This window comes from Amycolatopsis sp. BJA-103 (genome assembly GCF_002849735.1).
GTDB lineage: Bacteria > Actinomycetota > Actinomycetes > Mycobacteriales > Pseudonocardiaceae > Amycolatopsis.
Genome location: NZ_CP017780.1, coordinates 3,298,591 through 3,313,724 on the forward strand (window position 1 = coordinate 3,298,591; position 15,134 = coordinate 3,313,724).

The 15,134-nt window shown below is 69.8% G+C and carries 13 protein-coding genes; 8 read left to right on the top strand and 5 right to left on the bottom strand.

The window, feature by feature from the left end:
* Positions 1-48 precede the first annotated feature (48 nt).
* Positions 49-1,188 carry an FAD-dependent monooxygenase gene (locus BKN51_RS14325; protein ID WP_101608121.1) on the bottom strand — a complete coding sequence of 380 codons (1,140 nt, stop codon included), beginning with the start codon at positions 1,186-1,188 and terminating at the stop codon, positions 49-51.
* A 119-nt stretch (positions 1,189-1,307) separates the two neighbouring features.
* On the opposite strand from BKN51_RS14325, the gene BKN51_RS14330 reads away from it, so the two are divergent.
* Positions 1,308-1,643 carry an ArsR/SmtB family transcription factor gene (locus BKN51_RS14330; protein ID WP_101608122.1) on the top strand — a complete coding sequence of 112 codons (336 nt, stop codon included), beginning with the start codon at positions 1,308-1,310 and terminating at the stop codon, positions 1,641-1,643.
* Positions 1,644-1,674: 31 nt separating this feature from the next.
* Here the strand turns inward: BKN51_RS14330 and BKN51_RS14335 are convergent, their stop codons facing one another.
* From BKN51_RS14335 to BKN51_RS14345, 3 genes are all read right to left on the bottom strand, one after another.
* Positions 1,675-3,096 carry an AMP-binding protein gene (locus tag BKN51_RS14335; protein WP_101608123.1) on the bottom strand — a complete coding sequence of 474 codons (1,422 nt, stop codon included), beginning with the start codon at positions 3,094-3,096 and terminating at the stop codon, positions 1,675-1,677.
* A gap of 86 nt (positions 3,097-3,182) precedes the next feature.
* Positions 3,183-3,842, bottom strand: a complete 660-nt coding sequence (locus tag BKN51_RS14340; RefSeq protein WP_101608124.1) for an MFS transporter — start codon at positions 3,840-3,842, stop codon at positions 3,183-3,185.
* A gap of 77 nt (positions 3,843-3,919) precedes the next feature.
* Positions 3,920-6,763 (bottom strand): ATP-binding protein, encoded by a 2,844-nt coding sequence (locus tag BKN51_RS14345; protein ID WP_233223159.1) that lies wholly within the window; start codon positions 6,761-6,763, stop codon positions 3,920-3,922.
* 162 nt (positions 6,764-6,925) lie between these two features.
* On the opposite strand from BKN51_RS14345, the gene BKN51_RS14350 reads away from it, so the two are divergent.
* Both BKN51_RS14350 and BKN51_RS14355 read left to right on the top strand, forming a co-directional pair.
* Positions 6,926-8,461: a S8 family peptidase gene (locus BKN51_RS14350; RefSeq protein WP_101608125.1), complete on the top strand. Its 1,536-nt coding sequence runs from the start codon at positions 6,926-6,928 to the stop codon at positions 8,459-8,461.
* A 31-nt stretch (positions 8,462-8,492) separates the two neighbouring features.
* Positions 8,493-9,950, top strand: coding sequence for a trypsin-like serine protease (locus tag BKN51_RS14355; RefSeq protein ID WP_101608126.1), 1,458 nt, complete (start codon positions 8,493-8,495; stop codon positions 9,948-9,950).
* A gap of 467 nt (positions 9,951-10,417) precedes the next feature.
* On the opposite strand, the gene BKN51_RS43075 is transcribed toward BKN51_RS14355, so the two are convergent.
* Positions 10,418-10,699 (bottom strand): hypothetical protein, encoded by a 282-nt coding sequence (locus BKN51_RS43075; RefSeq protein ID WP_146044328.1) that lies wholly within the window; start codon positions 10,697-10,699, stop codon positions 10,418-10,420.
* 142 nt (positions 10,700-10,841) lie between these two features.
* Here BKN51_RS43075 and BKN51_RS14365 point away from each other — a divergent pair, with 142 nt between their 5' ends.
* The 5 genes from BKN51_RS14365 (at position 10,842) to BKN51_RS14385 (ending at position 15,106) form a co-directional block, all read left to right on the top strand.
* Positions 10,842-11,285 (top strand): hypothetical protein, encoded by a 444-nt coding sequence (locus BKN51_RS14365; RefSeq protein WP_101608128.1) that lies wholly within the window; start codon positions 10,842-10,844, stop codon positions 11,283-11,285.
* A complete protein-coding gene (locus BKN51_RS14370) occupies positions 11,282-12,469 on the top strand; it encodes an ATP-binding protein (protein ID WP_101608129.1) in 1,188 nt (395 codons plus the stop codon). The genes BKN51_RS14365 and BKN51_RS14370 overlap by 4 nt, the downstream gene beginning before the upstream one ends.
* Positions 12,466-13,776, top strand: coding sequence for a tetratricopeptide repeat protein (locus tag BKN51_RS14375; RefSeq protein ID WP_233223158.1), 1,311 nt, complete (start codon positions 12,466-12,468; stop codon positions 13,774-13,776). The genes BKN51_RS14370 and BKN51_RS14375 overlap by 4 nt, the downstream gene beginning before the upstream one ends.
* Positions 13,777-13,847: 71 nt before the next feature.
* Entirely contained in the window at positions 13,848-14,042 is a 195-nt protein-coding gene (locus BKN51_RS14380) for a hypothetical protein (protein ID WP_101608130.1), read from the top strand.
* Positions 14,039-15,106: a serine hydrolase domain-containing protein gene (locus BKN51_RS14385; protein ID WP_158255763.1), complete on the top strand. Its 1,068-nt coding sequence runs from the start codon at positions 14,039-14,041 to the stop codon at positions 15,104-15,106. The genes BKN51_RS14380 and BKN51_RS14385 overlap by 4 nt, the downstream gene beginning before the upstream one ends.
* Positions 15,107-15,134: the final 28 nt, after the last annotated feature.

A 15,134-nucleotide genomic window follows, 5' to 3' on the forward strand; every position in this document is an offset into this window, starting at 1 on the left:
AACCCGAATTGCCACTCACGACCCCCGTCGCAAGGCGAATATAGGCCGCTAACCGGTCTTTGCGTCCGCGGTTTCGCGAGAGGTGAGACCGACCGCGCGGCCCACCGTGTTGCGTACCAGGAGGCCTGATCGGGTGCCGGGCACCATGAGCCTGGAGAGCAGGCCGACACGTCGCTGTCGCGGCCGCACTTCACGGCGGAGCCGCGACTCGTAGGCGGCGAAGGCGCGGACGTGATCGTCGTGGTGGGAGGCGAGTTCTTCCGCGAGGGCAAACGCTCCTGCCATCGCCATGCTGGACCCGTCGCCCAGCAGGGCCGTGGCCGCCGCCGCGTCCCCGAGCAGAACGACCCGTCCACGGGACCACGAGGGCATCCGGACGGTCGTCAGGGGGTCGAAGAACGGGGCCGGGTGGTCGAGGTACGCCGCCACGAGCTCCGGCGCCCGCCACCGCACGCCGGCGTACACGTCGGCCACGGTTTGCTTGTGCAGAGCGATGTTCTTGCGATCGTGGGGCTCCGGCCGTGTGGCCCGGAAGGTGAAGATCGCGAGCGGCGTGGTGCGCGAGGGGTGGACGACCAGCATCCGGTTCGGCGCGGTCAGCATCGTCAGCTCGCTCGGGTCGTCGATGGCGTCGGGTTCCAGCGGGACGGTCGCGCCGAAGAGACCCAGGTCGCTCACGAACTGCCGCTCGGGCCCGAACACCAGACGCCGGACGGTGGAGTGCATCCCATCGGTACCGACCACCAAGTCGAAACGCCGTGGCGCGGACCGCCGAAAGGTGACGTCGACTCCGCCTTCGTCCTGATCGAGTGCGGTGACCGTCTCGTCGAACACGAACTCGGCATCGTCCCGCGCCGTCCGGTGGAGTACCTCGGAAAGGTCGGCCCGGGTCACCTCGACCGTCGGCGACCCTTCCGAGGAGGTGGGCAGCCGCAGGACTCGTTTGCCGTCCGGGTCGAGCAGGGTCAGCGACCGATTGCGGGTGGCGACCTCGCGCAACCGCGGAACGATGCCCATCCGCTCGGCGACCGGTATCGCGGGCCCCTTCACGACGATCGCGCTGCCACCGGAGCGGAGCTGCCGGGCATGCTCGACGACGGTCGGCCGGTACCCGTTCCGGGCGAGCCAGTACGCGAGCGCGGGCCCGGCGATTCCGGCACCGACTATCAGCACCTCGGGCTTCTTCATGACAAGACCTCTCGGAGCGTCGACGACCACACCTTCGGCCGCCTAGGTACGAATTATTTCGTACCTGAGTAGAGCACGCCCCTGAGGTACGATGCAAGACGTACCTGAGGGAGGTGTCCGTGGCCGGAAGGAACCTGGTCGGTCCAGAGGTCGATGCGTTCGAGCTGGGCGTGGTGCTTCGCGCTCTCGCTGACGAGCACCGTCGTTCGGTGATGACGGAATTGGCCGCCGACCACACCGACGGCGAGCGAGGCTGCAACTCGTTCGCTCTCCCGATCTCGAAGCAGACCCAGACCCACCACTTCCGGGTCCTGCGCGAAGCAGGCCTCATCGACGAGATCGACTACGGCAACCGCAAGGGCGTCCGCCTACGACGCGCGGACGTCGAGAGCAGGTTTCCCGGACTGCTCGCACTTCTGGAAGCCGAACACCGGGACGGAACTGCTCCTCACTGAACTGAGTCCCTCGTCTCGCGGCCGGCCTCGTTCAGGCGATGTGACGATCGTGTCCAGACCAGAAGGGTGCGCGTAACGCCCGCTTGTCGACCTTGCCGATCGCGGTCATCGGCAACGCGTCGGCGAAGTCCACATCGGACGGTACGAAATGCTCGCCTCCGAAGAATTCCCTGGCGTGCGCTCGAATCTCGTCGGCTGTCAGCGCTCCTGAAGACACCGGCACGACCACGGCGTGCACCCGCTCCCCCTCGCCGCCTTCACCCGGGACGCCGAACACGGCCACCGAACGGACCAGCGGATGCCGTGCGAGCGCGTTTTCGACCACGGTCGAGAACACCTTGGTGCCGTGCTCGCCGGTGATGATGACGTCGTTCGCGCGGTCCAGCAGGTACAGGTACCCCTCGTCGTCGAACCGGCCGAGATCCCCTGTCCGCAACCATTCGGCACCGATCGGCGGCGCGCCTTGATAACCGTCCATCATCGACAAGCCGCGCACCAGGATCTCACCGTCGTCGATCCGCGCCTCCATCCCCGGAACGATCCTGCCCACGGATTCGAGCCGCTCCGGCCGTCCGTCGAGCTCCGCCGCGGAGATACTCGCGATCATCGGCGCCTCGGTGAGGCCGTAGCCCTGCCCGACCACCGGCCCGAACATCTCCAGCGCCTGAGCCAGCCGTCGCGGCGGAAGCGGCGCGGCACCCACCGAAAGCTGCCGCACGCTACTGACGTCGGTCGACGCCATGGCCGGATGATCGAGCACCGCCGCCAGCCGCGCTGGCGTGAGCGACAGTGAGGTGACCCGGTGTTCCGCGATCGCGTCCAGTACGGTGCCCGCGTCGAAACCCTTCTGCAGCACGACACTTTCCCGCCGCAGGATCGCCCCGAGCACGGTGGCGTTCCCGGTCATGTGCGTCATCGGCGCGATCAGCAGCGTGCGCCCCGGCCCCGCCGGATCCGGCGCGAAGATATGCGCCATCCCGTCGTAGATCCCGCTGTGCCGGATGAGTTTCGGCACCCCCGTGGTTCCCCCGGTGGGAAAGATGACGGTGACCGACCCCGGCAGGGCGGAAGGCTCGATACCTTCACGGGCCACCAGTTCGTCGAGCTCGATCACCCGTGCGTCACCGGCGGGCCATCCTGTCACCTGCTCGGTCACCAGCGTCGTGACCCCGGCCGCCGACACCGCCGCGAGCCGATCCGGCAGGCTCGCCGAAGCGGCGACGAGCAGCACCGTGGAACCTCGTAGCTGCGCGGCGACTTGCAGGAGAACGGTCTCCGGCCGGTTGCCCGCGTCGATGGCGACGATCCCGCCCTCAGGCAGCCCCGCGTACAACCGGGACACCAGGTCGAGCGCCTGCGCGTAGCTGGTCACCTGGCCGTCCTGTACGAACAGCGCTTCGTCACCGGCGGACCGAAGCACACTCAGCACCCGGGTCAGGAACAGACTTTCCACAGCCCGGACCCTAACCCAGCGGGGACGCAGGACCCGTCGGCGTCAGGGTCGTAGGCGCCTCCGAAGCGAAGCCGAGGTCGCCCGCGTCAACCGAGCGGCGGACCTTGGGGCTGGTACGGCATCGGGCGGGCCGAGGGTTTCGCCGTCACCATCGTGACGATGCCGATGATTCCGGCGACGACGAGCGCGACGAAGGCGAACAGCGCGGCCACCAGGTACACCACGCGGAAACCGGTGGCGTCCGAGAGCAGCCCGCCGAGGAACGGCGCGATCGCCAGGGCCAGGACACCGAGGCCCGCGAGCACCCCGACCGTGGCGCCGCGACCGGTGCGGAGCCGCCGGATCAGTGCGACGGTCACGCCGATGGCCGCGCCCGCGCCGAGTCCGGTAAGCACCCGTGCGACCAGGAACAGGGCACCGCTGGGGGTGAAGGCGACCAGCAGCGCACCGAGGAGCATCAAGAAGATCGCGGGAACGGTCACCGATGTCGGGAAGCGCGCGCCGGGCAGCAGTCCGGCGGGGAAGGCGATCGCGGCCGCGACGAGGTACGCGACGAGCCCGCTCAGCAGCAGCGACTCATGGGACATGCCCAGCTCGATCTGCAGGGTCTCCCGGCCGTCGAAGCGGTAGATCACGGTGAGCAGGAACAGGCCGATGAGCGCGGCGAACCCCGGCCCGATGACCAGCCACCAGGGCGGTCCGGCGGTCTGCTGCGGGTCGCCCTGCGTCGGCGTCGGCACGTACATGCGCACAACCTATAGCGACCGGAGACACGGATGGACCACTTCGCGGAAAAGCCACGGATGGTCGTACCCGCGACGGTTCAGAGCCGGACATCGCGCCGGGAGGACGCGTCGAGTTTGCGGAGCACGTTGGCGACGTGGTCCTCGACGGTGCGCCGTGAGATGAACAGGGCTTGGGCGATCTCCCGGTTGGTGTGGCCGTTGGCCAGCAGGCGTGCGACGTCGTGTTCGCGCGGCGACAGCTGCGTGCCGTAGCTGCGGCGGCCGCGGACGGACGGGATGACGGTGCCGGTGCTGCGGATGTGGTGACGGCAGCGGGCCGCGTCGACGGTGGCGCCCAGGGCGTCGAACGTGACGGCCAGCTCGCGGAACACCGCGGGATCGGCGCCGGTGATCCGAGCGGCCTGGTCTGCGCACTGCGCGGCCCGGTAGCGCTGCCCGAGTTCCTGGTATCGCAACCGCGCGTCTCGGTAGTGCCGGTCCGCGTCGTCGCGCTCTCCCACCGCGGCGGCCAGCTGTGCCCGGCACACCGTGAGCGCCATCCGCGCTGACGGCGCGTCGATGCCGTCCAGCTCCTCCTCGGCCTCCGCGACGAGTCGCCGCGCGGCGTCCTGCTCGTCGTCGGCGAGATAGCACGCGACCGCTTGGGGGACGATCTCGGCGGTCCACGCCCAGGAGCCCTTCGCGCGGAGCAGGGCGAGTCCACGCTCCGCGTGCGCGCGAGCGGCGGTGTCGTCCCGGCCGAGGAGCATGGCGGCCATCCCTCCCGCCGCGGCCACCGCCACCGGGATCACCGCCGTCGGGTGAATGTCCAAGGCGGCGTGGAATCCGTGTTCGGCGGTCAGCCAGTCGCCGCGTGCGGCGGCCAGCCAGCCGATGACCAGGTTCAGTTCGTTCGCGATGAGCGGCAGATGGGAGTAGGCGTGGATCAGCGCCTGTACCCGCTCGGCCAGCCCTGTCCACTCGCCCGCGAGCCAATCCAGCCGGGCCGCGGTGGCTTCGGCCGTCGCCACCACGTAGTCGGCGCCCGTCCGTGAGGCCATCGCCAACCCGGTGTGCAGGAACGTGCGCCCCTGCCGGTCCCGGCCGGTCCACGAGCACGCGTCGGCCAGGTTGGCGTGGGCCCGGGCGAGGTGCCTGATCTCGGCGGGGTCGTCGACGTCGTTGGGCGCGGGCAGCAGGGAGATCCGGTCCCAGACGCCCGGGTCACCGACGATGAGCTGCCCGCCGAGCACCGTGGCCAGGACCGCCGTGCGCGCGGGACGCCGCGGCAGCCGGGCGAGCAGGTCCTCCACCCGCAGAAGCCAGGCCCGGTGGTCGGCCGCGGTGGCGATGTCCAAATACGGCACGGAGAGCAGTGCCATCCCGGACGCGACGCGCTCGGGCTGGTCGCCCAGAAGTTCTATCGCGTGGGTGATTTCGGCACAGCCACGGTCCAGCATGGACTCGCGCACCAGCAGGGTGCCGAACCACAGACGCATCTCGCCGCGTACGTCGGCGGTCAACCTGGGGTCTGACAGCAGCGTCTCGATGCGTCTGATCACGTCGGCGTCGGGCAGCCCTGCCAGCGCGTACCCGCAGAGTTTGGCGGCCAGCCGGTTCACGTCCGCGGCGGGCACGTCGCGGTCGGAGACCACTTGGGAGAGCAGGTCCACCGCGGTGGACATGTCCTTCGCCCCGGCGGCGGTGTCCGCGGCGCTTTCGCTGTACCGCAGCCATTCTTCCGGCATACCCGCCTCGGCGCAGTGCCTGGCGAGCCGCGCCGCCGGCCACCCGGGCACGTCGGCCAGCACGCGGACCGCGGCGGCGTGCAGCTCCCGCCGTCGCGGTCCCGGCAGGGCCGAGCAGACCGCCCGCCGGGCCATGCCGTGCCGGAGGCCGTACCGGTTCGGCGGGTCTTCCGACAGCACACCGGAACGCACCAAGCTCACCACCGGGTGCGCGCCGGGTGACCCCGCGACCGCCGCGAGGATCTCCACCGGCGCCGCATCCTCCAGCACGGCGGCCGCCTCGGCGACCGCGCGCTCCGGCTCGATCAGCCGGTGCAGTCGTTCGAGCACCGACTCCTTCACCAGGACAGGCACCTCGACGGCGGCCAGGAGCCGGCCCGCCGTCACCCCCTCGCTCCGGGTGTCCACGAACCGGTCACGCAGGACCCGAGCCAGTTCCGTGACCACGAAAGGAACTCCGCCGGTCTCGCGCAGAGCCGCTGTCGCGAACGACTCCGAAACGACGCCGCCCGTCACGGCTTCGATCAGGGCCCGTACCTCCGGCTCCTCGAACGGTCGCAGTCCCAGGTGCGTGGTGAGGACCTCGGGCGGCGGGCGCACGACCGGCCCCAGCGGGGCATCGCCGGAGAGTTCCTCACGCCGGTAGGTGACGACCAGCGACAGTCCGGGCGGCGGATCCGTGAGCAGAAATCTCAGCACCTGCCGGGTGTCTTCGTCCGCCCAGTGCACGTCTTCGACCACGAGAACGGCCTGCCCGAGCTCGCGTACCAGCGCGCAGACCGCCCGGAACATCCGATGGCGCTCGGCCTCCGGGTGGTCCAGCGGCGGTGGTGCCGGGGGCAGGAGATCGGCCAGTTCCGGCAGGTGTCCGCGCAGTGCTCCGGTCACCGGATCGGGACGGCCCATCCTGTCCCCCGCCCGCCCGAGACAGTCGAGCAACGGACCGTAGGGAAAGGGTTCGTCCAACGGCTGACAGGTGCCGACGGCCATCCACAGGTTCCTGCCGCGCACCGCCGTCGCGAGGGCACCGACCAAAGTGGTCTTCCCCGCCCCCGCCTCACCTTCCACGAACACCACCGCGGGCGGGCGGATGACGACGTCGATCAGGGTGGCCAGGTCCGCGGCCCGGCCGACCATCGGGAGCGATCGTCCGCGCGCCGTCTCACCGCCCATCGTCACCTCCGCGCTGGTCACATCGGTTCCGGGAGGTCGCAACGATACGTCGCAGGGATACCACCGCGTAACCCTGATCGCCGTAATGCCGTACCCCTCCGGGGTCTCACCACGATTGTTTCCCCTCCGCCCGCGCCGAATGGTGAAGCGGTGCGCCAGGCGCACACGGGAAAGGGAGGAAAGATGCAGAAGGCCCGGATAACTCTAGGTCTGGTCGCCATCGCGGCCGCACTGGCGACGGTGAGTCCCGCCGCGTCGGCCGCGACGCCCGAAAGCGATGTCGTGCAAGCCCGGCAGCCCATCGCCGGTCGCTACATAGTGGTCCTCCGGGACGGCGCGCAGGCGGCCGCTCAGGGCGGGGCCGCCTCGTTGACCCAGCGCTACGGCGGTGCGGTCGTCGACACCTACGCGTTGACCCTGAACGGTTTTTCGGTCCGGGACCTGAGCGAGCGGCAGGCCCGGCGACTGGCCGCCGACCCGGCCGTGCGGACGGTGCACCAGGACGGCGTCGCACGTGCCGCCGGCGAACAACCGAACCCGCCGTCGTGGGGGCTGGACCAGATCGACCAGCGCACCAAGACCCTGGACAAGAAGTACGTCTACCCCAACGGTGGCGAGGGTGTCACCGCGTACGTCGTCGACTCCGGGGTGGGTATCCAGCACGCCGAGTTCGAGGGCCGGGGAGCGCACGGCCGCGATTTCATCGACAACGACAACGACGCGAGCGACTGCTTCTGGCACGGCTCCCACGTGGCGGGCACCATCGCGGGCAAAACCGTCGGCGTCGCCAAGAAGGCCAAAGTGGTCGCGGTCCGCTCTCTGGGCTGTGGTGGCTCCGGACCGGATTCGGCGACCGTGAGCGGGCTGGAATGGGTGGCCGCCAACGGAGTCAAACCGGCCGTGGTCAACCTGAGCCTGGTCATGGACACCCTCGGCGTCGGGGACGCTCAAGTGAAAGCGTTGGTGGACAAAGGTTTCGTGGTCGCCGTCGCCGCGGGCAACAACGGACAGGACGCCTGCACGGCCAGCCCCGGCCGGACTCCCGAAGCGTTGACCGTCGGCTGGATCAACCAGGGCGGCGGCCGGAGCGGGAACTACGGGAAGTGTGTCGACCTGTTCGCGCCGGGCGGCAACATCTACTCCACCGACCACACCGGCGGCTTCCGTACCGGCAGCGGCACCTCGATGGCCTCACCGCACGGCGCGGGGGCGGCGGCGCTGTACCTCGCCGCGAATCCCGGCGCGACACCGCAGCAGGTACGCGACGCGCTCGTCCGCAACGCCTCGCCGGGGCTGGTGACCGATCCCGGCGCGGGCTCGCCGGACGCGTTGCTCTACACCGGGTTCATCGGCGGCGGCACACCGACCAAGTGTGGCGTCAAGTCCAACGACGAGGACGTGTCCATTCCCGACGCCGGGGCCACCGTGGGCAGCACCGTGACCCAGAGCGGCTGCGACGGCAACGCTCCGGCGAGCTTGGCCGTCCGGGTGGACATCGACCACAGCTACTCGGCGGACCTGGCGATCGACCTGATCGGACCGAGCGGGGCCACGCTGCCCGTCAAACCGGCGGGCGGGATCGGCGAGGCGGGCGGTGTGCACCAGACCTTCACCGTGAACGCCTCCGGCGAAAACGCCAACGGCACTTGGAAGCTTCAGGTGCGCGACGTCCACCGCTTCGACACCGGCACCTTGACCGGCTGGTCGGTCACGTTCTGATCGGGAACAACCCTGCGAACCGAGGAGCACGATGAGAACAGCGCGTCTGGTCACCGCCGTCGCCATGGCACTGGCCGTGATCACTTTGCCCGCGATCGGGACGGCGAGCGCCGAACCCACCGCGATCGCCGCGACACCCACCGATCAGCTGCGGCCCCCGGACATGGGGACCAGGGTGGTCAACGGACAACGCACCACCGTACGGGAAAACCCTTACATCATCGCGGGTCTGCGAGCGGGCGGCGGCGGCCCGCAGGGACAGTCCTGCACCGCTTCCGTCGTCGGCAAACGCAAGATCATCACCGCGGCGCACTGCATGATCGACGTCGGCGGGGCGAAGAGCTACCTCTACGGCGACGACGACCTGAACACTCCGGGCGATGAAACCTTCCGCACCCCTGTCGCCTCCTACAAGGTGCATCCCCGCTACACCGGCCCGAACTCGTGGCAGACCGGCTACGACGTCGCGGTGATCACCACCGAGGCCGACCTGCCCGTCCCGGAGAACCAGTGGGCCAAGGTGGCCGGATCGGGTGATGCCGGGCTGACCGCACCGGGGAAGTCGGGCACCGCCGTCGGCTACGGAAAGACGTCGTCCGGAGGCGGTTCCGGCGTCCTGTACAAGACCACGATGCCGGTCAACGACGCGAACAACTGCCAGGTGTTCAACGTGCGGGTGAACCCCGACCTCATGGTGTGCGTCGGGTACGACGACGGACGCACCGCCACCTGCTCCGGCGACAGCGGCGGGCCGTTCATCGTGGACGGTGTGATCGTCGGCGTCGTTTCGTGGGGCGCGTCCGGATGCGACCGCTACAGCATCATGGCCCGGCTCACCAGCGAGATGGGCGACTGGGCGCGCGGCGAGATCGGCGGCACTCAGCCCGGTGACGGGAAATTCGGCGTCTCCCTCAGTCCGGCGGCGGGCAAGGTCGAACCCGGCAAGTACATCTCGACCTCCGTCGTGACCAAGGCAGGCGACTCGGGACCCGAAAAGCTCGAGCTGGCCGCGACCGGCCTGCCCGACGGCGCGACGGCCACGTTCCAGCCCGGTTCGTCCGTCGACTCCGGCGACGTCGCCAAACTCACCGTGGAGACCGCGGCGAGCACTCCGAAAGGCACGCACCGGATCACCGTCACGGCGAAAGGCCCGTCCGGCACCAAGTCCGCCGACTACACCCTGACCGTCGGCGACGGCGGCACCACGGAAGGACCGAAGCCGACCGTCTCGCCCGGCGCGGGAACGGTGACACCCGGCTCGTTCGTCAACGCGACCGTCACCGTCGCCGGAGGAACGGGCAACAGCACACTCACCGCGACGGGCCTGACGTTCAGCCCGATGTTCCAGCCCTCCAGCGTCGCCCCGGGCGGTACGTCGCGCATGTCCGTCGCCGCCCCGTTCCAGCGCGGCACCTACAAGATCACCATCACCGCCACCGACAGCACCGGCAAAACCGGTACGGCCGAATACAGCCTCACCGTCCAATGAGGTGATCCGACACTGTGGAGCCCATGACCGTGGGAGGTCACGGGCTCCACAGCTCGGGTGTTGCGAAAGCCACTTTCGGGACATCAGACGTCGCGAAAGTGGCTTTCGCGACACCAGGGATGGCGACCGCGCGCAACGCCTGAGTCATGCTCCGGCCGGGTGAGTCGTGAGCGCGTAAGGGGGTTGTGGGCGAGTGGGGAAGATTTGGGACATTGAACGTCCCAAATCTTCCCCGCTCGACCGCCGGTCGTGAGGTTGTGTGGGTGTGGGCACGGTCTTGATCGACCCGGCCCATCGACGATGAAGGAATCGGGACACTCAACGTCCCGATTCCTTCATCGTCAACACCCGGCACACGTTGAGCCGCCACGCTCGAACGTGCCATCGCGGACACTTCGCCTTCGCCCTGCTCACGCGCAGGTAGGCAAATACCGGTCGTGCCAACCCGAAACGCCACTCACGACCCGTCAGCGTCTCCGGGTGGGATGAGGAGTGCGGCGCGGGGTCGTCGGGCGCTTCGCGGTCGTCGTGGAGCGATGAGCCGTGGTCCGCGTCGTCTCCGGGGTCAGCCGGGTCGTGGTGGTCGCCGGGGTCTCCGGCGGTGACGACGGCGCAGTCTTCAGAGGACTGGTCGCCGGGGCCTTCGTGGTCGTCCCGGGCAGCACCTGGCCGGTCCCCGACCCGCCCCCGGCGCACGCGCCGAGCAGTACACCCGCGCCCACGACCAGGCCACAACACCACACCCGCATGAGCCGGGACCCTAACAGCCGCCCTCTCCCCGGCCGGCCCTTTCCGGAGGATTCGCTTGTGGTCTCTTCGGCCCTTTTGGACTCCGGGCACAACCGCAAGGGTGGCGTCGACAGCTGAGCTCAGACGCGAGAGAGAACCACAATGACGGGAGACAACAGCCCCGAGCTGGTCGCTGAACTGGACCGCCTCGACGAGGCTGTCAAAGCCGCGCCCGCGGGAGACACGGCGGCGCAGATCGCGCTGTGGCGGCAGGTGACCCGCTTGGAGCACTGGTTCTTCATCGCGCGCGGCCAGGCCGACCGGCCCCGTCCCTACGCCGTCGCCTCCGAGCAGGGGCCGATGATCTGCCTCTACAGCAGTGCGGCGAGGGCGAACGAAGCCGCCCGCGCCCTCGGCCTGGCCGTCGCGGAGGGCGAAGCGGTGCCGCTGTTCAGCGTGCCGATGCCGGCCGCGATCGACTACCTCGCCGCGTTCGCCGAGTCCGGAGTGGTCGGTGTGACGCTGGACCATCCGCGGATCGGCCACTACATCCCGCTGGCGAACCTGGGTCTGCTCAAGGGCTGGATCGCAGGAGCGGCACGGTGACCGATGCCGATCGAAGCGACGGTTTCCTCGAGGTGATCGCGCGCGAGGTGGAGGCCGACCCCGGCAATCTGGCGCTGCGCGAGGACTTCATCACGCTGCTGCTGGAGCAGGACCCGGATCGCGCCGCCACCGAACTGACGGCGTTCGGGGCCCACGGCGGTGACCCGGCGCGGATCCGCTTGCTGCGCGCCCGGCTGATGGCGGCGCGGTTGCGCACCTCGAACCCGCCGCCCGCCGAGACCGTTCCGTCCCCGGCCGACGGGGACCGGCAGTACGGCGGCGCCGCTGTCGCAGCGTCGCTGTGGGACACCGAGCGCCCGGCGGTGACCCTGTCCGACGTCGCGGGTCTCGCCGACGTCAAGCGGCACCTGGACACCACGTTTCTCGCTCCGCTGCGCAATCCCGGGCTGGCGGCGGCGTTCGGGCAGAAGCCGGGCGGATCGCTGCTGATGTACGGCCCGCCCGGGTGCGGCAAGACGTTCATCGCCAGGGCGATCGCCGGCGATCTCGGCGCGTCCTTCATCCACGTGACCCTCGCGGACCTGCTCAGCAGGTGGATCGGTGAGAGCGAGAAGGCGATCCAAAGCGTGTTCCGCGACGCACGCGCGGCAGCGCCGTGCGTGATCTTCTTCGACGAGTTCGACGCGCTCGGCGGACGGCGCACCTCCGGTGGCGGCGGGTCTCACTCGATGCGGATGCTCGTCACCCAGCTGTTGGAAGAGCTCGACGGCGTGGACGGCGCGAACGACGGGGTCTACTTCCTGACCGCGACGAACCGGCCGTGGGACATCGACTCCGCGCTGCGCAGACCGGGCCGGATCGACAAGACGGTGCTGGTGCTGCCGCCGGACGCGGTCGCCAGGGCGGCGATCGTCCAGAGCACGCTGGCGGGCAAGCCCTCGGACGATGTCGATGTCGTGGCCGTCGCCGCGGCGACGGAGGGGTTCTCCGGTGCCGATCTCGGTCACTTGACGACCACCGTGCTGCAGCAGGCGATGGTCGAGTCGATGAGCAAGGGTGAGCTGACACCGGTCACCACCGCCGCGCTGCTGGCCGCGGCAGGTGGCATCATCCCATCCACGACGTCCTGGTTCGACCAGGTGGCGCCGGTGCTGGAGTACGGCGTCGACGACGGCACCTTCGATCAACTCCGGGCGTACCGGGTCAAGCGAGGAATGCGATGAGCGACTTCGATCGCACGCCCGCCGACGACGCGGATGCCCTGGAGCGGACCCTGGACCTGGCCTGGGAGCTTTTCGCGGCACAGCCGGAGCATCCCAAGGTCGCCGAGCTGGCGCTGCAGGTGCTCGCGGCCCAGCCTCAGCGGAGCAGCGTTTCGCTGTTGCTCGGCAATCACCGCGAGTTCTGCGGCGAGGCTGACGAGGCACGCCGTCTTTACCTCCAGGTGGCAGGTCGCCGCGACGGCCAGTTCGTCAACGCGGCTCGTGCCCTTCGGCATCTGGCGTTCGCCGAGCGCGATCATCCCGAGGCGCTCCGGTGGGCGGACACCGTGCTGGCCGAGGAGCACGAGGACTGGGACGACTGGATGGAGCTGGGATCCGCCCAGGCGCTCTGCGGGGAGCACGAGGAAGGGTGGCGCCAACTCGACGAGGCGGTCGCCCTGTGCTCCCGGACGGTGCCGGACGAACTGCCCAAGGCGCTCGGGAAACGCGGGGTGTACCTGCTGGGGAGCCTCGCACCGGTCGACCGGTTCGTCCACGCGGCGGAAGAGGCCATCCGGGCCGACGCGGCGAACTCGTGGGTCGCTCTGATGCTCGGCTGGTCCTACCTGGTGCAATACCGGTTCACCGACGCCGAACAACTCGGTCTGCGGCTGCTGCGCGAGGATCCGACCGAGGATCTGGCGCAGAACCTCGTGGGGACGGCACGGACGATGCTGCGGGTCGCCGAGAACGCTCAAGCCAAAGACATCACCCTCGAGGACATCCGCCGCACCGGGGTGATCGAGCTGGGGTGGCAGCAACTGCGCGACCGGATGCTCGGTACCGACCTGGCTTCCGCGCTGGCGGCGCTGAACGACGTGCTGCCCGCCGACCTGCGTGCCACCCTGCGACCGGGAATCTCGATCTCCGATGAGACCGAGGCCGACAAGATCGGGTCCATGGTCGCGGAGGATCTGGTGGCCTGGCACGACGGCCAGCAGCCCGGCTCCGGCTCCGCCTGGGGCCTGGCCGAGCCGTTCCGCCTGCTGTCGGCGGCCGAGATCATCGCCATGAGCGCCGAGATCGAGGCCGACCAGGCAGCGCACCCCGACTGGCCCGAGAACGAGGTGTGGGAACAGGTGATGACCGACGACGCCGGGGCGTACCTGGTCGCCGTCGCGTTCGGGACCGTGGTCAAGCGCCGGCCCGGACACCCCGACGAGCCCGTCGCCGCGTCGATGGCGGATTGGGTCTGGGACCGGGTGGCGGGCTTCGGCGGGCCGGATCCGCGACCGGCACCCCGGAAGGCCGACGAGCTCCCGGGGTAGCGCCAGCACCACCCCGCAATCGGGGGTCACTCCCCTACTCCACGAGACCGCCGCTCTTTAGCGTATTTCCCATGAGCGACACCAAAAACTCCAGCGGCGCCCTCGTCACCGCCTCCCTCTGGCTGGTCCTTCTCGTCAGCGCCGCCGCCAACTCGATCGGCCAGTTCGCGGGACTGGACTGGACCTTCCGCATGGCCGCGGGCGCCGTCTCGGTCGTCTGCATCGTGCTTCTGATCATCCGTTACCTGGCGCGGCGCAAAGCGTGATCGGAAAGCTGTCGCTCCTCGTCGCGGCCACCTTGCTCACGCAGACCTTCCCGGCGCACGCCGCCCAGGACTCGCTTCACCGGGCCGCACAAGAGATCGTCGACCTGGGCGCGACCGGCGTCCAGATCCGTTCGGTCCGGGACGGCCGGGTCCGGACGGTGGCCGCGGGGGTGGCCGATCTGGTCACCCGCGAGCCGGTTTCCACCGAGGGACGGTTCCGGATCGGCAGTACCACCAAGCCGTTCGTCGCGACCGTCCTCCTGCAACTGGTGGCGGAGCACCGGATCCGGCTGGACGACCCGATCGAGGAGCACCTTCCCGGGCTCCTGCCGGACGGGAAGACGATCACCGTCCGGATGCTGCTCCAGCACACCAGCGGACTGTACGAGTACCTCCGCGGCATGCCACTGACGAGCGACGACTTCCCGAAGTACCGCTTCAAGCACTTCGAACCCGAGGACCTCATCGAGATCGCCGCCGCGAAGCCCCTGGACTTCCGGCCGGGCACCGCCTATTCCTACTCCAACACGAACTATGTCGTGCTGGGCATGCTGATCGAGCGGATCACCGGACGGCCTTGGGGCGCCGAGGTGACCGAGCGGATCTTCCTGCCACTGGGCATGGACCACAGTTCCGCGCCCGGGGACCGGATCCGCATCCCCGGCAGGCACGCCCGCGGGTACCAGCAGGCCGGTCGGTCCCTTGTGGACGTGACCGAGATGAATCCCAGCCTGGCGGGTTCCGCCGGGGCCCTGATTTCGACGACGGCCGACCTCGACAGGTTCGTCCGGGCCTTGGTGGGCGGGAGACTGCTCCCCCGCGCGCTGTTCGCCGAGATGACCCGGCCCCTGCCGTTCACCGGCGGGTACGCGCTCGGGCTCGAAACGCGGACGACGCCGTGCGGCGTGACCTTGATCGGCCACAGTGGCGGCATTCCCGGCTACGGCACCGTCGCTTTCGCCAGTCTCGACGGGACACGCAGGGTACTGGCTTCGTTGACCTTCGGGCACGGTCCCGGCGACGACGCCGTCCGCGCCCTCGTCGACAAGGTCGTCTGCGCCTGAACACTCGGCCCGCCCGGAAGTCGTCCGG